At 41.7% G+C, this 21640-nt stretch carries 29 protein-coding genes; 13 read left to right on the forward strand and 16 right to left on the reverse strand.

What is annotated here, in order from left to right; genetic code table 11:
- Positions 1-65: 65 nt before the first annotated feature.
- Positions 66-1322, forward strand: coding sequence for a hypothetical protein (locus HWQ23_RS15705; RefSeq protein WP_292829734.1), 1257 nt, complete (start codon positions 66-68; stop codon positions 1320-1322).
- A gap of 77 nt (positions 1323-1399) precedes the next feature.
- On the opposite strand, the gene HWQ23_RS15710 is transcribed toward HWQ23_RS15705, so the two are convergent.
- The 12 genes from HWQ23_RS15710 to HWQ23_RS15765 form a co-directional block, all read right to left on the reverse strand.
- On the reverse strand, positions 1400-2449 hold the full coding sequence (locus tag HWQ23_RS15710) for a TolC family protein (protein ID WP_292829736.1): 1050 nt from the start codon (positions 2447-2449) through the stop codon (positions 1400-1402).
- Positions 2361-3494 (reverse strand): HlyD family secretion protein, encoded by a 1134-nt coding sequence (locus HWQ23_RS15715; RefSeq protein ID WP_292829738.1) that lies wholly within the window; start codon positions 3492-3494, stop codon positions 2361-2363. The genes HWQ23_RS15710 and HWQ23_RS15715 overlap by 89 nt, the downstream gene beginning before the upstream one ends.
- 85 nt (positions 3495-3579) lie before the next feature.
- Positions 3580-4662, reverse strand: a complete 1083-nt coding sequence (locus HWQ23_RS15720; protein WP_292829740.1) for an ATP-binding protein — start codon at positions 4660-4662, stop codon at positions 3580-3582.
- Between the two features lie 114 nt (positions 4663-4776).
- Positions 4777-5820 carry a metal-dependent hydrolase gene (locus HWQ23_RS15725; RefSeq protein ID WP_292829742.1) on the reverse strand — a complete coding sequence of 348 codons (1044 nt, stop codon included), beginning with the start codon at positions 5818-5820 and terminating at the stop codon, positions 4777-4779.
- Complete coding sequence (locus HWQ23_RS15730; protein WP_292829744.1) at positions 5820-6830, reverse strand: AAA family ATPase; 1011 nt, start codon at positions 6828-6830, stop codon at positions 5820-5822. Before HWQ23_RS15730 ends, HWQ23_RS15725 begins: the two co-directional genes overlap by 1 nt.
- Positions 6831-6841: 11 nt before the next feature.
- Positions 6842-7465: a hypothetical protein gene (locus tag HWQ23_RS15735; RefSeq protein ID WP_292829746.1), complete on the reverse strand. Its 624-nt coding sequence runs from the start codon at positions 7463-7465 to the stop codon at positions 6842-6844.
- A gap of 142 nt (positions 7466-7607) precedes the next feature.
- The gene (locus HWQ23_RS15740) at positions 7608-8207 is read right to left on the reverse strand and encodes a J domain-containing protein (protein ID WP_292829748.1); all 600 of its coding nucleotides are present in this window, start codon (positions 8205-8207) and stop codon (positions 7608-7610) included.
- A 16-nt stretch (positions 8208-8223) separates the two neighbouring features.
- A complete protein-coding gene (locus HWQ23_RS15745) occupies positions 8224-8379 on the reverse strand; it encodes a hypothetical protein (RefSeq protein ID WP_292829750.1) in 156 nt (51 codons plus the stop codon).
- Positions 8380-8984: 605 nt separating this feature from the next.
- Entirely contained in the window at positions 8985-9242 is a 258-nt protein-coding gene (locus tag HWQ23_RS15750) for a hypothetical protein (protein ID WP_292829752.1), read from the reverse strand.
- Positions 9243-9307: 65 nt separating this feature from the next.
- A complete protein-coding gene (locus tag HWQ23_RS15755) occupies positions 9308-10288 on the reverse strand; it encodes a pentapeptide repeat-containing protein (protein ID WP_292829754.1) in 981 nt (326 codons plus the stop codon).
- Between the two features lie 369 nt (positions 10289-10657).
- Positions 10658-11032 carry a hypothetical protein gene (locus tag HWQ23_RS15760; protein ID WP_292829756.1) on the reverse strand — a complete coding sequence of 125 codons (375 nt, stop codon included), beginning with the start codon at positions 11030-11032 and terminating at the stop codon, positions 10658-10660.
- A gap of 40 nt (positions 11033-11072) precedes the next feature.
- On the reverse strand, positions 11073-11792 hold the full coding sequence (locus HWQ23_RS15765) for a ParA family protein (protein WP_292829758.1): 720 nt from the start codon (positions 11790-11792) through the stop codon (positions 11073-11075).
- A 76-nt stretch (positions 11793-11868) separates the two neighbouring features.
- Between HWQ23_RS15765 and HWQ23_RS15770 the strand changes: the two genes are divergently transcribed.
- Positions 11869-12009, forward strand: a complete 141-nt coding sequence (locus tag HWQ23_RS15770) for a hypothetical protein (protein ID WP_292829760.1) — start codon at positions 11869-11871, stop codon at positions 12007-12009.
- Positions 12010-12135: 126 nt separating this feature from the next.
- Here HWQ23_RS15770 and HWQ23_RS15775 read toward each other — a convergent pair whose 3' ends face one another.
- Positions 12136-12273: a hypothetical protein gene (locus HWQ23_RS15775; RefSeq protein WP_292829762.1), complete on the reverse strand. Its 138-nt coding sequence runs from the start codon at positions 12271-12273 to the stop codon at positions 12136-12138.
- A gap of 201 nt (positions 12274-12474) precedes the next feature.
- On the opposite strand from HWQ23_RS15775, the gene HWQ23_RS15780 reads away from it, so the two are divergent.
- On the forward strand, positions 12475-12846 hold the full coding sequence (locus HWQ23_RS15780; RefSeq protein WP_292829764.1) for a hypothetical protein: 372 nt from the start codon (positions 12475-12477) through the stop codon (positions 12844-12846).
- A 538-nt stretch (positions 12847-13384) separates the two neighbouring features.
- Here the strand turns inward: HWQ23_RS15780 and HWQ23_RS15785 are convergent.
- A complete protein-coding gene (locus HWQ23_RS15785; protein ID WP_292829766.1) occupies positions 13385-13555 on the reverse strand; it encodes a hypothetical protein in 171 nt (56 codons plus the stop codon).
- A 223-nt stretch (positions 13556-13778) separates the two neighbouring features.
- Between HWQ23_RS15785 and HWQ23_RS15790 the strand changes: the two genes are divergently transcribed.
- The 4 genes from HWQ23_RS15790 to HWQ23_RS15805 all read left to right on the forward strand — a co-directional run bounded on the left by HWQ23_RS15790 (position 13779) and on the right by HWQ23_RS15805 (position 15289).
- Positions 13779-14132 carry a PadR family transcriptional regulator gene (locus HWQ23_RS15790; protein WP_292829768.1) on the forward strand — a complete coding sequence of 118 codons (354 nt, stop codon included), beginning with the start codon at positions 13779-13781 and terminating at the stop codon, positions 14130-14132.
- 4 nt (positions 14133-14136) lie between these two features.
- Positions 14137-14826: a hypothetical protein gene (locus tag HWQ23_RS15795; protein WP_292829770.1), complete on the forward strand. Its 690-nt coding sequence runs from the start codon at positions 14137-14139 to the stop codon at positions 14824-14826.
- A gap of 127 nt (positions 14827-14953) precedes the next feature.
- Complete coding sequence (locus tag HWQ23_RS15800) at positions 14954-15142, forward strand: hypothetical protein (protein ID WP_292829772.1); 189 nt, start codon at positions 14954-14956, stop codon at positions 15140-15142.
- Between the two features lie 3 nt (positions 15143-15145).
- On the forward strand, positions 15146-15289 hold the full coding sequence (locus HWQ23_RS15805) for a hypothetical protein (RefSeq protein ID WP_292829774.1): 144 nt from the start codon (positions 15146-15148) through the stop codon (positions 15287-15289).
- 6 nt (positions 15290-15295) lie between these two features.
- Here the strand turns inward: HWQ23_RS15805 and HWQ23_RS15810 are convergent, their stop codons facing one another.
- Both HWQ23_RS15810 and HWQ23_RS15815 read right to left on the reverse strand, forming a co-directional pair.
- The gene (locus tag HWQ23_RS15810; RefSeq protein ID WP_292829776.1) at positions 15296-15916 is read right to left on the reverse strand and encodes a hypothetical protein; all 621 of its coding nucleotides are present in this window, start codon (positions 15914-15916) and stop codon (positions 15296-15298) included.
- A 5-nt stretch (positions 15917-15921) separates the two neighbouring features.
- Positions 15922-16452, reverse strand: a complete 531-nt coding sequence (locus HWQ23_RS15815; protein WP_292829778.1) for a transposase — start codon at positions 16450-16452, stop codon at positions 15922-15924.
- A gap of 148 nt (positions 16453-16600) precedes the next feature.
- Between HWQ23_RS15815 and HWQ23_RS15820 the strand changes: the two genes are divergently transcribed.
- The 6 genes from HWQ23_RS15820 (at position 16601) to HWQ23_RS15845 (ending at position 21368) form a co-directional block, all read left to right on the forward strand.
- Positions 16601-16819, forward strand: a complete 219-nt coding sequence (locus HWQ23_RS15820) for a helix-turn-helix domain-containing protein (RefSeq protein WP_292829780.1) — start codon at positions 16601-16603, stop codon at positions 16817-16819.
- Positions 16820-17153: 334 nt separating this feature from the next.
- Entirely contained in the window at positions 17154-17606 is a 453-nt protein-coding gene (locus HWQ23_RS15825) for a hypothetical protein (protein ID WP_292829782.1), read from the forward strand.
- On the forward strand, positions 17603-18262 hold the full coding sequence (locus HWQ23_RS15830) for a hypothetical protein (RefSeq protein ID WP_292829784.1): 660 nt from the start codon (positions 17603-17605) through the stop codon (positions 18260-18262). Before HWQ23_RS15825 ends, HWQ23_RS15830 begins: the two co-directional genes overlap by 4 nt.
- 180 nt (positions 18263-18442) lie before the next feature.
- Complete coding sequence (locus HWQ23_RS15835; RefSeq protein WP_292829786.1) at positions 18443-19099, forward strand: hypothetical protein; 657 nt, start codon at positions 18443-18445, stop codon at positions 19097-19099.
- 51 nt (positions 19100-19150) lie between these two features.
- Positions 19151-19744, forward strand: coding sequence for a hypothetical protein (locus HWQ23_RS15840; protein WP_292829788.1), 594 nt, complete (start codon positions 19151-19153; stop codon positions 19742-19744).
- A 4-nt stretch (positions 19745-19748) separates the two neighbouring features.
- Positions 19749-21368, forward strand: a complete 1620-nt coding sequence (locus tag HWQ23_RS15845) for an ATP-binding protein (RefSeq protein ID WP_292829790.1) — start codon at positions 19749-19751, stop codon at positions 21366-21368.
- The last annotated feature ends 272 nt before the right edge of the window (positions 21369-21640 follow it).

Raw genomic sequence — 21640 nt, forward strand, 5'->3', positions numbered from 1 at the left:
CTGTCCTGGGGGAATTACTATGGTGCTCTTTATTTTTTATTTATAAACACCCTCTAAGAGGAAAAGTGCTAAAAAAACTATTATTTATTCTTACCTTAATTGCTCTAACTCCAACTTCTGCTCTAGCTCAAATGCAGGGGTATTTGGGGACTGATGGATATTTTCACATAAAAGGCTTACAAGCCAATACAAAATATACTATTGATTTAGGAGGAATGCCAATAATTAAAGCAGCTAATTCTAATAGTTGCGGGATTCTGCGAATAGCTGCAAGCGGGACGATTAAACAGAGCGATCGCATTGAAATCAAAGATGAGAAATTAAACTTAACTTATGGCTTTACGAATACAAATATTCCGATTAAGGAAACTGCAAAGTGCGACGGGACAATTAAAGCTGAGAGAGAAATTTGGAATGATGACAAGGGAACTACTTATATTTCTGGGTTATCACCATCTAGCGCTCAAACTATCAGGCTTTTAACCTCAGCGCCTACCAGAAATATTAGAGCTAATATCTGCGGATTCTTATCTTTTAAATTGGGTGAACCGCGTCCTGGTGCGATTATTATTGAAAATCAAGCTTTTGTGCTTTCAGGATTGCAATCAGGTGGGGGTATAGCTTGCAGAAAGGGTAAATTGTTTGTAGCTTATCCTGCCCCGGTTTTAGTAGCTGCTGTTAGTGCGGTTACATGGCGATCGCAAAATCCTATATCCTTTTCATCTAACACTCGAATAGCAAGTATTAGTGGTGGTGGCGGAACTTCTTGGAGTCCTCCACCAAGTAATCCAAATCCTGGTGGTGGTGGAAGTAGTGCAACTTGCCCTACAGGTACTACAGGTACTCCGCCTGATTGTGTGACTCCTCCGCCCCCAACTTGCCCTACAGGTACTACAGGCACACCACCAAATTGTGTAGCACCCCCTCCGCCCCCTCCACCTCCACCAGTGGAGCCTCCGGCAACTTGCCCTACAGGTACTACAGGCACACCGCCAAATTGTGTTACTCCAAAACCAACGCCAGTATCAGGTAGAATGTGCAAGTATGCTGGAACACTTGTAGCTATTGGGTTGCCACCCAATAAAGAGCTTTTAGCTGTAGCTTCTGAACATGGAAGGAACGATAGATACGCCACTTCCGATTCTGGAGGATGGGTACAATTTGACAACTTCAACTATAACGCTACCTATGAAGGCGATCCAGCAAGTGTTGTAGTGCAATATAAAAAAGATAATGGAAATTGGGAAAATGTTGATAATTATCCTGGTTATTCCGGCTTTCCCAATTTTGTTTACATACCTTCAATTGGTCCATGTAAATAATTCTCTCGCAAAGTGCGGTCTTCTCTCCTTCTCCCAAAGGGAGAGGCTAACGCCAAGGGAGAAGACCGCACTTTGCGCTAAATCTCAGCGTCTTTGACACTAAGCACAAGCAACTTAATTGTAAATAAACTACGCCTCATCTTAGCCCAAGCTCTATAAGTTTGGGCTTTTTGATTATCTAAAGTATTCTGTCTGGTTAAATAAGTTTCCGTATCGCTATTACCACGAACGTAACGCAGCTCAAAAACTTTGAACTGATCAATTGCTCTAGAACCCACAACCTGGGAAGTTTGAAAATCGGTTCTCGCCTCATCAAAACTGATGAGTGATTCGGCTGTTTTATCCCGAATTGTGTCGGCGAGTTGTGCGCGGCTGCGCTGTAATTCTGCGACTTTAACTTGAATATCAGAGATAGCGATCGCATTGCGCTGCGCGTCAGCATTGCCCCCTTGAGTTCCCTGAAAAAATGGCACACCGATTACACTCAACAACCCATTAATTAAACTGGTTTTACCACTAAATATTCCCAGGATATTGTCGATTAATCCTGTTCCGGCTGGTTGTGGTTGCCCTGCTACTGGAGTTGGGCCTAATAAGTATTGTAATCCTGGGGTGAGTATTGCCAACTGAATAGATTTTTTATTCCCTGCTTTCGCCTCATTAATGTGAGAATTAGCCTCAGCAATTCGGGTATCAATTTCTTTGAGAAGTGGGGACTGTGCGATCGCTTTATCTTGCAACTGCTGCAAGCAAACTGACGATGTTTCTAAACAGGGAAGTCCGCCCTTAAGCAGCCGCCACATATCATCATTCATTTCCCTTTCAAGGATGACATCGATGCTGGGCTTGGTAAAAGGATTCTGCTCAGTTTTTGGTAACTTTGAATCTGAATCCTGATCAGCTTGCTGTGCCTCCTCTGGTGATAAATTCTCTTGGGGCTTCTCGTCCTGCGTGGTGTCGTCTGGTGTATTTTCTGTGGCTGGTGGCGAAGTTGTCGGAGTTCTCGGAGTTGTCGGAGTTGTCGGAGTTGCCTGAGTTTTAACGGGTGGTGCGGCTGGTACTGGGATTTGGATTGGTGGTGTTAATGTTGGCAGGGCGATCGCTCCCTCCATTCTTAGAGGAAACATTATCAGCGCTAATAGTAATAGTTGTTGTGTAACGCCCATTTACTCCTACCCACGGTTTAATGCGTCTAACGTAACCGTTCCGGGGCGATCGCAGCATCGGGATTTGTGCGAGTTTATCTTCAATATTTGAAAGCGATATATTCAGCTGTGCTAGTTGATAATCCCTATCTCTCACAGATTGGGCATAATCTTGCTGTTGCCGCGAATGTTCTTGCAAAGTCTGATTCCTTTGCTGTTCACGGCGCGATTCTTCTAAGCTGGCATCATATTCTAAAAGTCGCCGCCGATTTTGAGCAGCAGTATAACGGGATTCTGACACGTTTAACTCTGAGTCTGCCAACCGTACATTTATCTGTAGTTGTTGTAGTTCTTGTTGTTGGACTATCGCCGAAGCGTTAAGTTTGGCTTTGCTCTGGTCAAGTGTGGAGTTTGCTTGATCCATCTGACTTCGCACCTTTTTAAGTTCAGCTTCCTCATGTTGCAATATCTCAGATGACAGTTTCATATCGCGCATAGAGCCAATCATCTGCTCCTGTTCTGCCACCTTTTGAGATGCAATTTGCAGTCCTGCTTCAGCGTTTTCAGCTTCAGCGCGTCGTTCTGGGTTGTCAGTTTGTAGTAACTGCGATCGCGCTTCCAGCACTGATTGAGACTGCGATCGCTTCATTTGAGACTGTGCGATCGCTGCCTCTTCCTCTGAGAAAATAGCTGGTGGTAATCGTTTTACTCCTACCGTTAATCTTGGCTCAAAAGGCTTAGGAATAGCTTTACCCTTGAGGTTGTCAATTTGGAGTTTGACAGATGTTTTTTGTTTGTCTAGGCGCGATCGCTCCAAACTATTATCACTAATTACATCGCCTTGCTTGATTTGCTGTCCAACTTTTACCTTAAGAAATGACGGGTTATCGACTGACAAAGAAATTCTTAGAGGACGGTTTTGCTGAAGAATTGAAATAGCGGAATCATCTACTGAATTATTCTGAGTCTCGGCTTCTATAACAGTGGTTGATTTAGTAGTAGCGCTAGCCTTGCTTGCTGTAGGCATTGCACTAGAGATCGAATTCTGATTGAAAGCGAAAAGCCCTAGCGCTGCCATTCCTACAAAAGAATATGTAATTAAATTATTTTTATCAACAGATACGTTCATAATATGGTTTTATTTTAGTATGAAATCCATCATTATCCATTCTAATCAATGCCTCCAATGGCTGAAGGTTAGCAAGTAGTCCAAGTCCAAATCTAAATCTTCGAGCGACTTTAGCAGCTTCTACCTGATCTATTGCTAGCACCACTTTCGTTGATGAATTGGCCAGGACAGTATTAGAAATGTCTGAATCCATTTGACTAGCGACGATTACCCCTAAACCAAATTTACGCCCTTCGCCTGTAATTCTTTCAAGAGTATTAGAGGATTTTACCTCTTTTACTTCGTCCAGCATGGCGTAGGAGCGAGGAATTCTACCCTCAATTTCTCCCATGAGTTTATGACTATCAAGAAGCTGTTTTAATAGAGTTTCTGCGGCGATCGCACTTAATCCAGGCACTTTGGATAATGCCGATAAGTCAAACCTTACAAGTGGAAAGTTGATTGATGGTTGAGACTTGCTGAAAATTCCATATTTGAGAGTAGCGGCTAGTTTTAACAGTAACTTCTCTGAGTCCTTGCAACCATCTTCTAAACGACTTTGAAGTTCAGCTTCTAAATCAGCAAAAGTAGGAGGTTCTTTAATCCAAGTTGACTGCTCTTTTTGAAAAATACCCCTATTTTCATAGCAACTTATAAAAGCATTTAACGTTAAGCCTTGCTGATTTTCGCCCATTTTTAGGGACTTTCTCAGGATAGAAGAGACAGCGATCGCTTGTAAATCTGGGCCACCACCTTTGGGATCTAAGTCAATTACCAAAGGATTTAACCCATAAGGCGACTCAGCATTAAGTGCATAGCAAACTTCCGAAGGTAGCCCCAAATCTCCATGAAAATCTGCGATAACTATTTTGATATCAGGAAATAATGATGGGAGTTCGTGAGCGATCGCTTTCAAAGTTTGGGTCTTTCCACTTCCAGAAGTGCCTAAAATAACAGCGTGACCATTCCGAAGTTTGGCAGGATTCCAGTAGATATTATCACCCAGCAAAATACCAGATGTATCGGCTAAATTTGTCTTCTTAGAGGATTGATTAGGCTTTAAAGTAGCTGCTGGTAATGGTTTCACTTTTTATGAGTTATGAGTTAGGAGTTAGGCTTTAGACATTGGGCATTGGGCATTGGGCATTGGGCATGGGGAGATAGGGGAGATATGGGAGATAGGGGAGTGGGGAGTGGGGAGTTATTGACTGGCGCTATTAATTACCCTCACTTGAAGTTGACCTGTGGCAAATTCTTCACCCAGCTTACTTTGAACAATTGCAAGGGGTGCAGCTTCTAGAGTAATGCTGCTATCAGTCGCCTTGATGCTGGCAAATTGGTACGGGTCGCGTGGTAAACCTGCGGTTTCTAACCCGTCTACTGTTAACTGACCGGAGATAAATACCATCGCTCCAGTGCGGTTAAACTGTGCGATCGCTTGTCCTATCGGTTCATCCTCCAAAGTCAGCGCCTCAATATTGGTGATGGCTGGGCGACCTACATCAGCCGTGATTTCCTCTAAGAAAATCTGGGAATCAGGATCGGTGGATGCCTTGTAAATCTTGCCGTCGTCACTTTGGACTAAAAAGCCAGTTCCCTGCACCTGGATAATTAGATATTGCCCATTAACTTTAGAGCGATCGCCCGTCCGAACCCCTTTGATATTGGCTTTGATTAAATGAGTTGACCCCGACTCATTAAAAATATGCTGTACACCTGATGGTGACGCGATTAATCGGTTGAACTGGGTTAAAATCCCACCTGAATTATTGATGCTGAAAGTGCCGAGTGCGATCGCAATCAGCAATATAAGGATGAAATACTCTGCATTACTGCCAGTTCTTAACCTTAAATTCCTGTTTCCAGGGCAGACGCACCGCACCGGGGAAGGCCAGAACATTTCTACACCGCCGCGAGTAAAAATATCTGCAAACCATCCAAAGAAATAGCCCACACTCAAGGCGTGAGCGAGGTTTAGGAAACTGGGGTTAAACAGCGCTGCGGTGTAACCTGCAATTGCGATCGCACCACTCGCAACCAAGCTATGAGTACAGCTACGATGAGGCATTCTGCTCTCAAAAAATGAGCTTATCCAGGGTAGGACACGCCCGGCGGGTGAGGTGGAGATGTCAATATCTGGAAGCAAGCCTGCGATCGCACCCATCGCAATCACAGCAGGGTTAGCAGTTCCAAGTAACAAACTGGTAGCCGTACCACTAATTAGTAAGTGAGATATTCCCAGCATTACCTTATCCTCCTGTCTTCGGGTGGCAGGTTGTAGAGTAAGCGAGAAATTCCCAGGAAGACAGCAGCCGCAATACCTCCAAATATATATAGTGCTTGGTCATTAGTCCCAAGTCCGATAAATCGCATTACTACAAAGGCAATTCCCGCCAGGAGTATCAAGGGTGTGATGTCGAAATACCTTCTGTGATCAGCGCCCTCGACATCTAACCCCAAATATTCTTCGTCCACTGCACGGGCTGCTAACATCGGATTTCCCCCGGCGCGTTCTTGGAGCTTGGATAATTCAGAGGGTTTAAGTGCGATCGCTCTTTCAGCAGCAGCCTGTATCATAATTTCCCGAATCGCATACTCTGGCAGGGGTTTGAGTTCAATTCGGGGAATGTTGATGAAGATATCACTGCGCGGGGGGTCTGTAGCCAGAAGCAACATAGGAGCGTGATTTTTCCTTAACTGTTTTAACCACATCCTAAATTTGGCATCGCAGGCGTGAGCATCATCAAGTATTAGAAATGCTGTATTTTCCTCTAAGAATCCTGCGATCGCTCTTTTCAACTTGTCAACAGTAAGTGCTTTACCCTCTAGATTTTCAATTGGAATATCGAACTGGTGGGCAATTTCTAAGAGCATCTGCTTGGGTGTAGTCGGTTCGACGAACGCGACCATAAACCCATCGGCTTGGAGCTTTTCTACTACTGCGATCGCTAGTACAGATTTACCACTACCATCCTCACCAGCAATGAGAATTGCACCATTGGCTTTAAGCGAAGCTATGGTGCGGTTGAGTTCGGCTTGTCGGTAAATTTTGAATTCTCCAGGCGTTACCTCTTCTATTGTTGGCACTGCCTCATTCTTAGAGGAAACTTTTGGAGTAAATCTAGGGACGATACTGGAGGCGTAGATGCGGAGCAGCTTGTCGCCAGACATCGCTAATACTCCGCCCATACCCAATGCCACCAGTGATAGGGGACTTAGCCCATTAATAGCGATAATTGCTCCAGTTACCACCATCCCTAAGAATCTTAGGCCGCTGCCCCATAGTTTCTTGCGAAACTGGTTAAGACGTTGGCGTATGCGAAAGGGTCAATTTCTGGAACCTGCGCTGATTCTTTGATTTTTTCCCTTAACTCTTCTGGTAGCGAATCGGGATTTTGAATATATTGATTAGTCAGCATATTTTCAGCAATGATGAAACCTGTAGCTTTGCCTTGTGCTGAACGGACAAGGGCAGCGATCGCTTCCATCTCAGAACTTTGATGCTGGCGTTGTCCTGCGGTGTAGTCGGGTTTGGTCGAGCTAGTTTCTAGCTGCTGGGATTGTTGAACAGTAATCGAAGCTGTTGTATTGTCTGATTGCTGTTCATCAATCGGGCCAGATGGTTCCGGCACTGGGTAGCCTTCCATACGTCTGGTAGATTTGATGTGGTCGTGTAACCCGTCCATGTGGGCTAACTGTCCGGCATCTAGGTAAGCCTTGCCGCCTTCCTTCCAGGTTGTAATCCGAAGGTATCGTGTCCGAGCATAGAAGCTGTCACGCTCAATCCCATATTTTTTTTGCAAATCTAATATGGAAATTTTAGAAAAATTTTCTTCTTTTTGAGAAGATTCGCCATCAATCGGGAGGGTATCTGGTTGAGTGTCTGCCATAAGGAGCGGGTTGTATGCCAGTTTTTTACTCTATTATCTGGTGTACAGTCTGCCGGAGTGTACGGTAGGATTACGGGTTGTATTGTGAAGTTTGACCAGACAAGTTAATAAAATCAATGCTGCGGTAATTACGGTTTACTAATCATAGTTGCACCTTGTAACCAGACTCCTTTTTTGCCTGTTCATAAGCAGCGTTAATTCCAGCCATCTGATCAGCAGAACCGCCGTTATCTGGATGATGTTGTCGTGCCAGCTTTCTATATGCTTCCTTAACCTCTTCATCAGAAGCGCGGGGACTAACACCAAGCAGATCCCACCATTTTTTCTCTCGCTGTGGTGGCAATGCTTGATAACCCATAAATGCCTGCTCTACCGAGCCTACTCCCCACCTTTCCATTCCGCGCATAGCTGCAATGTGCAAGCCTATAGCTCGAAGATTATCTTTTACCTTGAGCCACTTGTCGCAGCACAACACGTAGTTCTTGTTTTTGATTCGGAAGTAGACCGCAACGCCCGAATCGTCTGGTTCCTTAAAATTTGCATAAGGTAGACCATCCCGCCGTAGCTGTACGTTGCTGGAAATAACCACAGCGAATGCATCTAATAATTCCAGTTCGTGAAGCAGTTGATCACGAGCAACTGCAAAGCTAACTTCAAATCTTGCCCCCTTGCGTTTGTGCTGTGGAGTTCTAGGGTAGATGGTCGCCCAGGTGAGAGGATAGGCTGTAATGTTTTCTGTCATTGTTGCGATCGCCCACCTACAACTCAGTTTCTAAAGCTAACTTTTCGCTACACTCTTCACAATATTCACAATATTCTTCGCCTCCAGGCAAAGAATTTAGTTCAAAGTAATGCTCAAGTTGGCAACTTGAGCAGATAATCTGAATTAACAAATCTGTAATGTATCCTGTCATTGCGATGCCTCCGGCGGTAAACTACGCTCCTCCTGACTTTCAATCTCTTTCATCTTCTGCTCAATCCATTCTGAAAAATCACCATCAAAGCCTGAATCTTCTAGCATTCGTAACAGCTGACGATGTAGAACTTTATCTATATATATAGTTGTTTGCCTGTAGTTGGGGTGCGTAGGCGCAGCCCGCCGAAGGCATCGCTTGCCTTGCCCCTTGCCACTTTTCTTAGAGGAAATCTCAGGCTGTGGCTGGGTTCCATCATTCAGTGCAGAGCCGCCCTTTGATATGAGCGTTGGGAGAGGAATTTTAGGCAGGCGGGAAGGCGATCGCAGTAGTCACAATCAAGCAACAACGTTACACGCATCTAAATTGAGTTACAAGATTTAATATTTCAACGATGGCCAAGCGATCGCCGTTTAAGCAACCCAAGTGATGCTGTTTCTTACTTTGAGGATGAAAGCGGGAAAGACAAAGAAATTTAATAGCCAATGCCGAGTAACTTCGTTGCTCGGCACTGGTTCCAAGGCAAGTGGGGGAAATTAAACTTATGCTGTTTAACACTTTTGTAGGAAAAAGGACACCTTCACCTTGTTTACAAGCCGCTACAGTTAGGGCTGACAATGACCATTGGCGTCACATTTTGTGATGCTGTCATCTAGATTATCTGAAGCATCTGGTGAAGCCTCTGTACTAAGATTATGGTGTGAAGACGGCGCACTCAACGAATTCAATTGTTTAACTGCAAAATTAACTACTCTAGTTTTTGGAAACCCATATTTTTCTAATACCTGATTAAAGTCTTTGATAATATCATCCAAGTGGCGTTCAAGTTGTCTTCCTAATGTTTGATCCTGTTGATTAACCATTTTTATATCCTTCAATCACTATTTTTGTATTGATTTTAAAGCACATTGTACAACTTCCGATGTCTTCAAGGCAAACCTAATTGCTTACGAAACTCTGGAGAGTAGTATGCTTGCTGCCAGTTTTTTGCAGATTTAACTTGCTCTGTGGTTATATTTTTGCTTCCACGAAGGTCTGTTCTATTGAGATCCGCATCTTGAAGATTAGCCCCTTGAAGATCCGCATCTTGAAGATTAGCATCTTGAAGATCAGCATTTTGGAAGTTAGCGCTAGTAAGGTTTTTATTACCATATTTAGATAATAAACCTATATCAGTTTTTGTAAGGTTAGCGTTTGTGAGATCAGCTTTAGAGAAGTTGGCTCCAGGCATACGGGAACCTTGAAAATTAGCTTTAAAAAAATATGTATTTTGGAAATTAGCGCCTGTCAAGTCGGTATATTGCAATTTAGCATATTGGAGATTAGCACCTTGAAGTTGGATAAATCTTAAATATGTTCTATTACTAGCACTTAACCCACTAGCATTTACCCCTTCTAAACTAATATCATCTTTCCTTAAATCTTCGAGAGCTTCCTTTCTTCCTCCACTAGCAGTTTGATTTTGTTGGGCAGAATTAATAACTAGCCAAGCTTGGTAGTGTGCCTGTTTTTTTTGTTCAAGAGCTTGTTTGTGTCTTTCTGGGATAGTCCAGATATAGTGTCCGATAGCAAAGACAGCACTCAACAAAATACCCTTTTGTAACAGCCAAAATATTCCCTTGCGGAGAAGAAATATTTTATTCTTCAAGGGTAAATACATGAACCATTTTGTCCATACTGATGCTATTTTTTTCCAACTATCAGTTTTAGGGTAAGGGGCAACAGGTTCATCTGTTTTAAAAACATACAAGCGGCGATAAGTATCTAACGGAATATTTAACTGTTCAGCTTCCTTTATCATGTCGCACTCATGCTGTAGATTATCCGGCCCCTCGTAAACTCTGGCAAAGCTCTCTCGTAATTGTTCAATGTTTAACATGGCTTCTATAATACGAGTAAAAACACTCATAATAAGAAATACTTTACTACAGCAACGCTACGTCAACGCACTTGACCTTTTTTTAATTAAAAATTAAAAATTAAAAATTAAGAATAATAATAATTTTTAATTAGTTTGGGGTACAAGCCCCCACTGATTGCAATTTTTAATTAATAATTTTTAATTGGAGCGAAGCGACTTGACTCTTTTGAATATCTTTTAATGAAGCGATCGCCCCAGACACATCTCACATTTCCTCTAAGAATCTGGCAAGCGCTTTCGCAGAGGCTATGGTGGGCAAGCTAGAAGGAGCGATGTCTGATGACAAGCCGATGCAGCGTCTACGCTTAAAAATAACTTAATACTATTAGACCTTTATAGTATTAAGGCATAATTTAATTAGAGTTTAAGCTGTTGTTTCAAGTCTTCTGTATTCTTCATCTGGCTCCAATCGATATCACTATTCCGCAACAGTTCGACAGCTACGCCAATTAGGTGCTGAGGGTAGACGCGATCGCCGGGAGGGACTGGATCTATATTGTTGTCTCTGACTGTACGGGCGGTATCACTTAACCATTCATGCTGTTCGCGGCTGATTTTGATGTTGATGGAAACTGGCTTTTCCTTTGGCGTTGGTTTTTTAGGCGCTGATTCCTTAACTGATACAGTTTCAGGTGTAGATTCCTGCGGTGAGTCCGTAGGTGTTTCTGTCTCATTGCCTCTGATACCAGAAAACTGGCTAAGTTTCATACCGCCCATTTTACTTTTTGACATATACTATTAGACCTTTATACTATTAACCATTAATAAGATACTACTTCCACGATTTCAAACATTCTTTAGCTAATGACTGATAAGCCCTTGCACCACTGGACTTAGGCGCGTACTCATTAACTGGCTTTTGTTGTGCTATGGATTCAGCAACAGCGATATTCTCTGGAATTGTTGTATGGAGAAGACGATAGTTTAGATCCGTTGCGGCTTCAATCAGCAAATCATCAGCTTCCTTAGTCAGAACTAACCGAGGCTTGTAACGCACCCTCATCACATCAATTTTGATGTCTGCCCTCTCACCTCGAATTAATTCAACTGCTTCCGACAACCCTTTAAGGGCAGCTGGTTCGCATAAAGTTGGTATAAGAACGCGATCGCTTGCAAGAATTGCCTGTACAGATGCCACCCCTAAACTAGGTGGGCAATCCATCAAACAGACATCAAAGCCAGTTAATTTAGACAACGCTGGAGTAAACAAATCATCCTTAGCTGTTAAGCGGAACATCCCAATGTCCCCAGGAATAAGCGAGAGATGTTTTACCTCAGTTGCCAGAGGAATAACAGACTTCTTATCAGTCAGCCAGTTCAAAGTGGTTGGACTTTTACCGTCCATCCCTAGACCAAATGAAGCAGTTCTTTGCCCATCTAAATCTATCAGTAGCACCTGGCGCTTGGGACTAGCTAAGGTAGCTCCTAGATTTATAGTGGTGGTGCTTTTGCCTGTCCCGCCTTTAAAGTTGAATACTGCGACTTTCAACATTTGCTTACAGTTTAAGATTTAATACCTTAATAAGCTAACACTTTTAATCTACAATACTATGATAGTCTAATACGTTATGACGTTTATAATTCGACTCACGGTAGACTTGCCAAAATTAATGCACCGCAAGCTGTCTGTGTTAGCCGCGAAGACAGGCAGGAAAAAAGCCGAGATTGTGCGGCTTCTGCTGGATGAAGCTTTAGACGTGGAAGAGTAAGGTTCTATTTAAGAAGTATTTATGAGGCGATCCGGTTGTAATGACTGCGATCGCTTTTTACGTACCTTTTCCGCCTTAAATTCTCGTGTATCCGCCCTTTGGTAGACTCGATAACTTAAATCAAACTCAAAGGCGATCGCAGTACACCACTGGATTGCCTGCTTTTTGCTGCAATACCAGCACAGCTAGGTAAAGCCAACTGGCTTCAACCCTGACAAAAGTTGTGCAGGGAATTCTATTTATGAGCGGCTTTGATGCTCCCATCAAAAAATCCACATCAGGAATATTAGGTGGGAATAACAGATGTGGTGAGGTTCACAAACTTAGCTTGCTTTTGCTGAAAATGCAAAAAATCAAACCGCCTACTTTTTAGCATTTACAACCAGACAAACTGGTGGTCAGTTAAAAGCTGGTCTGGCGCCAACCAAACCAGCATCAAAAAATTTACTTAAGAAAAAACTTACAATGCCTAGAAATAATCCTACACAGTTTAATAGTACTCTTGCCCGATTACTGGCAAAAGGAAATGTAAAGATCGTTATCCCAGCAGCACTAATACTTGGTCTTTTACCGTATGGTTTTCAAACTGCTTTTCATTCTCAGCAGCTTGAACAATCTGCCCAAGTTCAACTTCGCCCCTTTGGTCGCGCAGAGTATGAACAGTTAAGAATAGGGATGTCATTAACAGATGTGCGGTCAATCTTGAATCCAGGTGTCGAGGTTAGCAGCTCTGCAACAATGGCAACTTTTCTCTGGAAAAATCCTGATGGTTCTGAAATCACTGCCACTTTTGAGCATGACAAGCTCAAGAGTAAAGCACAGTCTGGATTGAAGTAAGAAGCCAGAGGTAGGCGATCGCATCCCCAAACCGCGATCGCTTTTTGCTTCATAAAAATATGTATGATTTTGGTATCACAATGATACAACTTGATTTTAGTAATTAAGTTACTATGTCAATAGCAATAAACTTCTAAAATTTTGTCCTGTTTTGGCGCTACAATATGCGTGGCGGGGCTGATTTATCACGAGCATTTGCAAACTGCCCCCTCCATAAGGGCAGTTTTGCTGTTTAGTGGCGAAAATTAAGGTATTTAGAACGAAGTTTTAGAAGTTTATTGCTGACTTCAGGCTTTTCTCTTTTACTGGACTTCTCGCTATAAGCCCCGCCAGTCCAACTAGAACCAAAAACCATGAATCCGCTAAAATTCTTTCGCTCTTTGCTTGGCAATTCTAAGCCAGTGCAAAGGGGAATTTTGCTTACTCAGAGAACCATCATCATCGGTTCTACCTGCATCCTGTCACTAGGTGCTGGAGGGGGAATTGTTTACAAAGGATGGCAAAGTCAAAGCCAGAAGCAGATCCAAATTAACAACTGCTATCTAGCTCCTACACCATCAGCTAAGTCCACAGTCAAAGCAAAACCTACGTCTAAGACGGTAACTTTGCCGGAATCTGCATAGGAATTAAAAGGATGGTCAGTGCGATCGCCTTTTCTTACTGTCCTTGTAGTGCTGATGCGTAGCTTGCCGCACTTCGGTATCGCCATATCTTACTTTCAAGCCTGCTCATGAGTGCTGTGAGTAGGCTTTTTGTTATTTTCCTCTAAGAATAATGGCGATCGCCCTAGCACTGCCCAAAAAATTGATGACTAGGTGCGTAGCTTGTTGCCGCAGGCATCAGTATAAAGTTTTTAAACTATTTCTTTAGACATACAACACTTATATGTTTGTCTATTACTATATAAAGTATAGGCAAGTGGAAGAGAAGTTATGAGCAACGTTCGGGATGAAGCAGATGGAATTAGGCTTTCCGCTTTAGAGGAAGATATCTTAACTCTCATGGGGACTCAAAAAATGTATGGTCTTGGAATCTTAGATGGGTTAAATCAAGGTAGACCAATATCCATTGGATTTGGTAGTTTGTATCCCACCTTGAATAGGCTTGAAAAAAAAGGGCTTATTTCATGGAAATGGGGAAGCGATCAGGATGGAACAGGAGGTGCGCGTCGTAAGTACTACATAATAACTGGTTTAGGGCAGACAGTACTTAGAGAAGTACAAGACTATCGTGACCAATTAAGAATACGTTCAATGACAGGTCAAGCTGGTTTGGCAGGAGCTTGAGTCAATGCAGTATCTAAACATTTTTTGGACAAAGGTAGTAAAAAAAATACTTTATGTGAATGTGTTGTTGAAGATGCTGAAGTGGGTGGAGCGATTGGAGATGGAGCAGACTAGAGATGTTAAGCAGATGGAGCAGTTGTATCTGGAGCGGCTGGGGATGCTGGAACAGATAAGGATGGAGCAGCAGGAGCAGCAGGAGCGGCAGGAGCAACTGGGGCATCTGAGGCGGGCGGTGGATCTGGGGCAACGGGGGCGGGTGGAGCGGTTGTATCTGGAGCGGCTGGAGATGGAGAACCTGAAGCAGCAGGAGCGGATGGAGCAACTGAAGCAGATTGAGCAGGGGCGCGTGGAGCGACTGGAGCAGATTGAGCAGGGGTGGCAGGAGCGGCTGCGGGATCTGAAGTGGGCGCGAGAGCAGATGGAGTTGGTAAAGTTAGGTAGGTCGCCTGACCTAAAAACATCAAAGCCATCAGTAGAAATTAGACAAAAAAGCCATATAAAAGGTTGGCTATCTAAAATTCTTTTAGAAGAATGGTGTGGAGAACTAGAAGCCTTACGCTGTGGATGGCTTCTAGAACGGAAACCTGAGCTTTGGATCAAAATTATGACCGGGTTTTACTTGTTAGCACTGCTCAAAGCCTGCCTTCAAATCAAGTTAGAAAATAGATGGCTTTTTAAAAGGAAGCAAACTTAAACAGATTAATAGTCTTTGCTTGAGTACCAGTCAATCAAAGACTATTAAAAAAGTCATTAACCTACTTTTGGTTGACTAGTACTCAACCAAAAATTACTGGCAAAATCCAACTGTTGGAAATTGAATCATGCTTCCTTCCATTTTAACTAAATTAGTCTATGGCTCAACCGAGCCTGAAGAACTTGATGAAGACCCTGACAAAGGAAAAACTTCTTGGGATTGGCGAAGATTGCTTGAAGTTCTGAAGGATGTAGGTTCTGTTGTGTCTGTTGTTCTTTCTCTACTTAAAATTCTTCAGGATCTGGGGCTACTGTAACCAATGCTATCGCTCCCATCACTCCCTCCCGTTGGTGGTGTTGGTGTATTGGTGCGATCGCCTTACTGTTCTCTAAGAATCAAGGCGATCGCACTCTCAACCCGCGTAGGCGAAGCCCGCCGTAGGCATCGCCTTTTCCTCGCTTGATAATTGTTAGTTAAGAGCAGCCGCGATCGCATCTGTGATTTTTTGATGTTCCAGGTTTCTTAAGTGCAACGCCGCCGCACCAGAAGCCTCCGCGATTAAAGTGAAAAGTATCAGCGAATCTGGTTTTGCACGAGACAAATACAACAAAGCTTTCACCAAATTATCCTCTGGGTTTTCTCTTTCAATTTCTTTTAGAGCACCATAATTAGTTATGGAATCTAGCGCCAGTTGGTGATATTCAGTTGTGGGTGTCAAGAATCTTAGAATATTTTGGGTTACATTGCCCAGGAGATCGTCACATTTAAAGGCGACCGCATTGCCATCACTAATTCTGTCTAAAGTTCTCATCTGCGCGTGATCAGCAGCAGCGTTGGCCGCAGCACTTAAAAGCTTACGTAGATTGCCGTTGGTGATTGTTGCATTTACCAGAAAGCCCAGGCATTTACAGTAATAATCCCTGAGATGACTGGCGTAAATTTCTTTAGTTGCGATCGCATCACCATTTTTATATTTTGCCAACGCCTGACGCTGCCATTCATCAGTTGGTTCGCCTAATACCTCAAAAATCGCGTCAACAGCTTGTTGAACTTTTAAGGGTGTTAATTCTGTAGATACTGTTTGCATCATTGTTTTTAATCCTTCCAATTTTCAAAACTTTCAGCCTTCACCTGGGGCAAATAAAGCTTGTCCCAGTTTTGATCAAAATGCTTCCTAACGATTTTTGAGGTAACGCCAATAGCATTATCTCTGTCGTAATGGACTGCAACTCTATACAATGCTAGGTTTAACGTACCTAACATTATGTGATTAATGCCACGCCTGATTAACTCAGTGTTGGGAGGCAAGACAACATCTTTTAATGGGGTTTCTGGAATGTCTCTAAGCTCATGACGATATGGCGGTAGAGCTTCCATACCTTGTAATACAACGATTTCACCCCATTCTCTGAAGGGGATTTCGCGCATTTGGGCATCAAACCTGGCCAGCTTCAGGTAAGAATCTCTGTTTCGTCCTAGCTCACCTCTTACAAATTGAGTAATTAAGGTCTTTTCGGTATCTCCTGAGACTTGCCTAAACGTGTCTATTCTCTCTGCATCCTGCGGGGAGACGTAGTAGTAAGAAAGAAAGAACTTATGAGCCATTGAGTTTTCTTGTTCATCCATCTTTATTATAAATGTTGGATGTTTTATTAGAATTATGGCATCTTTTATTAGTTTTGTTATATCCTCATAATAAATGCGCCTCCAGTGTCGTCAGCACCGGAGGACTTCTCACCCACCACAGATTCAGCCTATGGAGGGCAACTTTATTATGAGTCCAGAGCAGGAAAAAAGAGAATATGTGCTTAATGCGATCGCAAGTTACCCCAGTCAGGCACAAGCAGCGATCGCACTTGGGACATCACCCAGAGTTGTTTCCCAATGGAACACCAACAAATCCACACCCAGAGAATTAGCAGTTAGGGTTGTGCAGCTTTTGGAAGTTTTAAGGGGTGCAGGAATTGAGATACCGCCGCCACTAGATTTTTAAGTCAGCGAAAAACGCGGTCTTCAGGTTTCTCCTGCCGCAGGATGCGCGATCGCTGTAGTGAAGCGATTTTTCAAGAGAATTGATTTTAGTCATTGCCCCCTACTGGCTAGGGGGTTTTTAATTGGATTAGAAGTTTTTTGCACCAAAACTTAATGCTTGAAATAGTTACCGTTAATAGAAAAACTCTGATTAGTAGGGGCATTTATTAAGCTTAAGGAGTAAAAATTTTACTGCGAAAACTTAACTTTATGTGTAGAACATTAATCAGTTTGGTGCTAAAAAGTAGTATTTTTGCTGCGAAATTTTGTAAATCTTTGATACAAGAGGTGAGAAAGTGGTATGCACTTTGCGAAAACCAGTAGATAGGGAATTAAGGCAGGTTTATGAAGCTTTTCTAGGTGACAGGATTGGGGATACTACATGGCGATCGCTAAAAAAATTCCTCTTAGAATCCGGTTTAGAGCTTAATGCAAATAACTTACATGAGTATGCGCTGCTTAGAAAGCGATATCCAAAACTTTCTCTAACACCACTAGAATTTAGAGTTTTATTAGCAGCAGTTGATAATGTTAAAAATTTAATTCCCAAATTGATAACTGGGGAAGAATTTATCAGGCTGCTAATTGCTCAAAATATTAGGCCAGATATTTCAACTATTTACAGATGGTTTAAACAGGCTGGTTCTAAATATAACAAACTTGCATTCTATTCTAGTGAAGTGATATTTGCTGTAATTTACCGTGCTGTTGTTTGGAAATTTATCAACGAAAGGAAGGAAAGAAAATGACTTTAGCAGCAGGAACTAGAAAGGTTTACAACCACTTTTATAAAGGCAAGGCAACTAGAGGATCTTATACTCCTACTCCATCCGAGATTAAAAATTACTTTGAATCTCAGGGGTTTGATGCTGATAACTTGACTGATGAGCAATTCAATCAGACTGTTAATTATTTTTCTAAAGGTGAATTATCAACAGTTAGTCAAGATTCTGAGGAGATGCCTAGCGGCGAAGCTGAAGCTAACGCACCCATAGTAAATAATCAAATAGTTGTTTCTGGTGCTGATAAGCAAGCATTAGTTAGTAGTCAATCATCAGCATTAGGTTTTACTCTAACCGAAGAGGAAACAATAGCTATAGCTGATAGTATTGATGATGTTTTTACCGATTACTCATCATTTATAAGCAGTGTTACCAATGCCATTAAAGGTTACATTTCTCACAAATTCGATACTATTGAGAATGATTTAGAAAATAGCACCACTGAAGTCAGAGAATATCTAACTGCACGTACCAATCAGTTAAATCAAAAAGTTTCTAACTTTGCAGATAATGTAAAAGCAATTCAAACCGATACTGAGGCAATTAGAAACAACCTCAAAAACTCAGAAATTGCTGTCCTGGCTCGGTTTCGCAACTCTTGGAGAGGCTGCGCCAACAAATAAAAATGAGGCTTTAGTATGGTTCTTCTTTGGAATAATCGTGCTAACATCCTTATTTTTTGCCCTTTCGGGAATTTCTCAAGCCTACCAACAATATCATTTACCTTCAATAATTGAGGAACGGCTGAGAGAGAAGAAATTGATTGATTATTGTCCTTTATCTATTCCAATGGAGAAATGCTAATGGTTAAAGCCAAATATATTAAAGACCATGTAACAGGTTATGGTAAAGATGTTAGCCGTGCCACTAGAAATAAATTTGATATTTCCAACCAATTAATTGTTAGGGCTGCTTTAGGTGATGAAAAGTCTCTTACCCAAATTGCAGATATGGGTAAATTAGGTCAACGTTTGCAAATGACGTTACCTACTATCAAAGACCATCTTAAAAATTATATTCATGGCAATACTCAGTATAACCAAGCTCTCTCTGAGCTTTATAAAGAAGGTGGTAAAGGAGCCTTAGCAATTGATAAAGCTGGCTTAGATTTAACCTTAGAAAATACCAAGTTCAATAATTTACTAGATGAATATAAAGAGCGTCTGTTTATCTCTTTAGAGGCTGAAGAGGACAGACATCTCGACCAAATGGACATAATCAAATTACAAGCCTGGGTTGATAGTCAAATGAAAGAAATTGACTATAAGGTGCAAATGGAGAATATATCTAATAAACCTTATATCGCCCAGTTAAAAGCTGATGAAGACTATGAAGATAAAAAGATTCAGCACATCCTACAGCATGGAAGCGAGAGTAATTTAACTCTTATCCCTCGAAAGCAATACATTACTAATCCACTTAGTAGGATGTGGCAAAGTATCCGTGATTTCTTCAGCTAATTGACAAAAAGCCCCCTACACTGCAAGGGGGCAAAATACTTGGTAATTATTATGACTCAAATTCCCTACACAGGCTTTGATGATAGTGAAACAGTGTCTCAAAGTAACTATCCAGTAGAAACAGACGACAGTTTCACATCTGACCAGATAGAAGAAATCAATAATTACAAGGAAAGAGCCGACAAGAAGATTGCTAAGAATGAATCTATTCTTAGAGGATTAGAAACATTTTTCTGGGGCATTAGTAGTTATTCGCTTTGTAAATGGCTGGTTTTGAATCTTGGCTCAGGTGGAATTAATCTGGCGATCGCAATTGCACTAGTAGTAAATCAAATAGTAAATCGTGATTGTTTAGATAGTTTTAATTTAAATAAAAAGGATGGACAGTGGGAAATTGATGGTATGGGTAAATTATTTAAATTTTTGTTTGGAGTATTAGCAAGTGCTTTTGTAGTTTGGTCGTCTATCGGAAATTTTATAGGGGCGGTAAATGACTCTAAGGTGACTTACCATGCCTTGAATAATGCCATTGAAGAATTTAATACCTTACCTAAAAAACAGCAAGAGCAATGGATGCAAGGGGCTGTTGCTGGTGCTGGATTGGTAGCATTAGTATTTATTGGTATTGGGGTAAACAAGAGGTGAAGTTGTGAAGAAAGCTTTACCTATTCTTACAGTATTGGGGGTGATTAGTTCATTGACATCAGCATTTTATTTGGGACAGATAAATGAATTTAGCTTTAACCAAGTAACAGTACAGTTCTGCCCTAAAACTGCAAACATTAATCAACCTAACGCAAGAGTTTCACAGGGACGGCTAGATTTAAAATACTGTCGGTATCGTCGCAGGTTGTTAAAAGAAGTTTGGGAGAGTGAGCAATATAGAGCAGCTATTCCGCTATCTAAAGAGTCATTTATTGTTCAAGAATTTAGAGGTGATAACTCAGGTGGAATTTGGCTGTTGCTGGCTCCGTTCCTAGCTGGTAGTGCATATTTAGCATGGTCTAATAAATGCCAGATTGATTATGATAAAAAATTTAAACAGTTAGAAGATTTAAAAACTTACTATAAATTGGCGACTATATCAGCTAGAAACGAGAGAGATTTTAAAGCTACTGCTATCAATCAAAAATGGGATGGTCAACGTGTCAATGCTGGTCAGATTTCGGTTGATGCTGTTCAAGATAGGTTAAAAAAACAATCAGAAGTTCAAGACCGCACTCATACTTCTACACTTAAACAATTTGATTTAAACGATAGTAGAATAAATAAACAGATTGCTGAGGATGAATTAGCCGCAGCTAAGGCTGAACAAGAAAAAAATAATATATTAAATGGTGATACTAGTAATAATAAGAAAACTTTAAAAGATGCTAAATCAACCAAACTTGAATTAGATTCTATATGTCAATGGATTTATAAACTGTTAAAATTACCATTTAGAGTTTTAAGTGGTGAACAAGGTTCTGGTAAATCTACACTTGAACGGCTAATGATTCGGCTGCTCAAGGATGATGGCTGGCACATTGTCATCATTAACCCAGAGACTAATCCTGATATTTGGTCAGGCGTTCAAGTATTAGCTGATGTTGACCAGATAAACAGATTTTTTAAAGAATTTCCAGTTGCGATCGCAGACCGTCAACAAGAATGTAGAAAATTAGGAATTGATGAAGATGATTATTTAGACCACATCAAAGATAAAAGCGGCTTGGAGGGCAAGGTAGCCGTATTTTTGATGGAAGCAAATACTTATGAGGTTCACGGTGTAGATGCTGATTTGTGGGCTGATTTCCTCAAGCAATCGTTAACCAACATCAGAAAGTGGGGTTACACAGTATGTTTAACTGCACATTCAGATAACCAGACCAGTATCTCCAGTAAGTTGCAAGGATTCTCGAAACTTATCGATTCTTCGCCCAGAGTCGATTGTTTAGCTAAAGCTGGGGTAAATGGTGAGGCTACCAGTAGCGGTAAAGCATGGCTAAAAATGAAGGGCTTGGGCGACAAAAACCCTGTGGAAGTTGATTTATATAATTATCCCAAAAGTAAAAACTTTGGTGATGAACCGAATCTTAACCAACCTCCATCTGCAACTAAACAACAATCAACAGCTAGTAGTGGAGATTGGCATGAGGAGATGAAGAAATGGGTAAGCGAAGTAGGAAGACCATCATCAGTAAACGTGAAAGCAAAGTGGGAAGAACTGACAGGTCACAATCTCAACAGCGAGGGGCTAAGAGAACTAATGAAGTATCTGGGACTTTAAACTGGGATGCTCGTTACGGAGATATTAAGAAATACAAAAAACAGTGTGCGATCGCACATAAATCTGTCAAAGGTCTATGCTGTGTCTGCCTCGTTCGTCCCTCAGATGAGTTACATCATGCTAAATATGGGTGCGATCGCATTGGTTTAACAGTATTTCCAGTTTGTTTAACTTGTCACGATCAGTTCTGTCATTCCTCTAAGAATTGGCAGAAGGATATAGCGGTTCTCAGTTGGGTGCAATATAGTAACAGCAGTGGGTAAACCATCCAA

Source organism: Nostoc sp. JL33, assembly GCF_017114985.1.
In the GTDB taxonomy this organism is placed as follows: Bacteria; Cyanobacteriota; Cyanobacteriia; order Cyanobacteriales; family Nostocaceae; genus Nostoc.

Coding starts and splice junctions, on each gene's coding strand:
- HWQ23_RS15710 (WP_292829736.1), bottom strand. CDS start 2,449: ATGTTTCCTCTAAGAATGGAGGGAGCGATCGCCCTGCCAACATTAACA.
- HWQ23_RS15715 (WP_292829738.1), bottom strand. CDS start 3,494: ATGCCTACAGCAAGCAAGGCTAGCGCTACTACTAAATCAACCACTGTT.
- HWQ23_RS15725 (WP_292829742.1), bottom strand. CDS start 5,820: ATGCTGGGAATATCTCACTTACTAATTAGTGGTACGGCTACCAGTTTG.
- HWQ23_RS15730 (WP_292829744.1), bottom strand. CDS start 6,830: ATGGTGGTAACTGGAGCAATTATCGCTATTAATGGGCTAAGTCCCCTA.
- HWQ23_RS15735 (WP_292829746.1), bottom strand. CDS start 7,465: ATGGCAGACACTCAACCAGATACCCTCCCGATTGATGGCGAATCTTCT.
- HWQ23_RS15740 (WP_292829748.1), bottom strand. CDS start 8,207: ATGACAGAAAACATTACAGCCTATCCTCTCACCTGGGCGACCATCTAC.
- HWQ23_RS15745 (WP_292829750.1), bottom strand. CDS start 8,379: ATGACAGGATACATTACAGATTTGTTAATTCAGATTATCTGCTCAAGT.
- HWQ23_RS15750 (WP_292829752.1), bottom strand. CDS start 9,242: ATGGTTAATCAACAGGATCAAACATTAGGAAGACAACTTGAACGCCAC.
- HWQ23_RS15755 (WP_292829754.1), bottom strand. CDS start 10,288: ATGAGTGTTTTTACTCGTATTATAGAAGCCATGTTAAACATTGAACAA.
- HWQ23_RS15760 (WP_292829756.1), bottom strand. CDS start 11,032: ATGTCAAAAAGTAAAATGGGCGGTATGAAACTTAGCCAGTTTTCTGGT.
- HWQ23_RS15765 (WP_292829758.1), bottom strand. CDS start 11,792: ATGTTGAAAGTCGCAGTATTCAACTTTAAAGGCGGGACAGGCAAAAGC.
- HWQ23_RS15770 (WP_292829760.1), top strand. CDS start 11,869: ATGACGTTTATAATTCGACTCACGGTAGACTTGCCAAAATTAATGCAC.
- HWQ23_RS15775 (WP_292829762.1), bottom strand. CDS start 12,273: ATGGGAGCATCAAAGCCGCTCATAAATAGAATTCCCTGCACAACTTTT.
- HWQ23_RS15780 (WP_292829764.1), top strand. CDS start 12,475: ATGCCTAGAAATAATCCTACACAGTTTAATAGTACTCTTGCCCGATTA.
- HWQ23_RS15785 (WP_292829766.1), bottom strand. CDS start 13,555: ATGGCGATACCGAAGTGCGGCAAGCTACGCATCAGCACTACAAGGACA.
- HWQ23_RS15790 (WP_292829768.1), top strand. CDS start 13,779: ATGAGCAACGTTCGGGATGAAGCAGATGGAATTAGGCTTTCCGCTTTA.
- HWQ23_RS15795 (WP_292829770.1), top strand. CDS start 14,137: ATGCAGTATCTAAACATTTTTTGGACAAAGGTAGTAAAAAAAATACTT.
- HWQ23_RS15800 (WP_292829772.1), top strand. CDS start 14,954: ATGCTTCCTTCCATTTTAACTAAATTAGTCTATGGCTCAACCGAGCCT.
- HWQ23_RS15805 (WP_292829774.1), top strand. CDS start 15,146: ATGCTATCGCTCCCATCACTCCCTCCCGTTGGTGGTGTTGGTGTATTG.
- HWQ23_RS15810 (WP_292829776.1), bottom strand. CDS start 15,916: ATGATGCAAACAGTATCTACAGAATTAACACCCTTAAAAGTTCAACAA.
- HWQ23_RS15815 (WP_292829778.1), bottom strand. CDS start 16,452: ATGGATGAACAAGAAAACTCAATGGCTCATAAGTTCTTTCTTTCTTAC.
- HWQ23_RS15820 (WP_292829780.1), top strand. CDS start 16,601: ATGAGTCCAGAGCAGGAAAAAAGAGAATATGTGCTTAATGCGATCGCA.
- HWQ23_RS15830 (WP_292829784.1), top strand. CDS start 17,603: ATGACTTTAGCAGCAGGAACTAGAAAGGTTTACAACCACTTTTATAAA.
- HWQ23_RS15835 (WP_292829786.1), top strand. CDS start 18,443: ATGGTTAAAGCCAAATATATTAAAGACCATGTAACAGGTTATGGTAAA.
- HWQ23_RS15840 (WP_292829788.1), top strand. CDS start 19,151: ATGACTCAAATTCCCTACACAGGCTTTGATGATAGTGAAACAGTGTCT.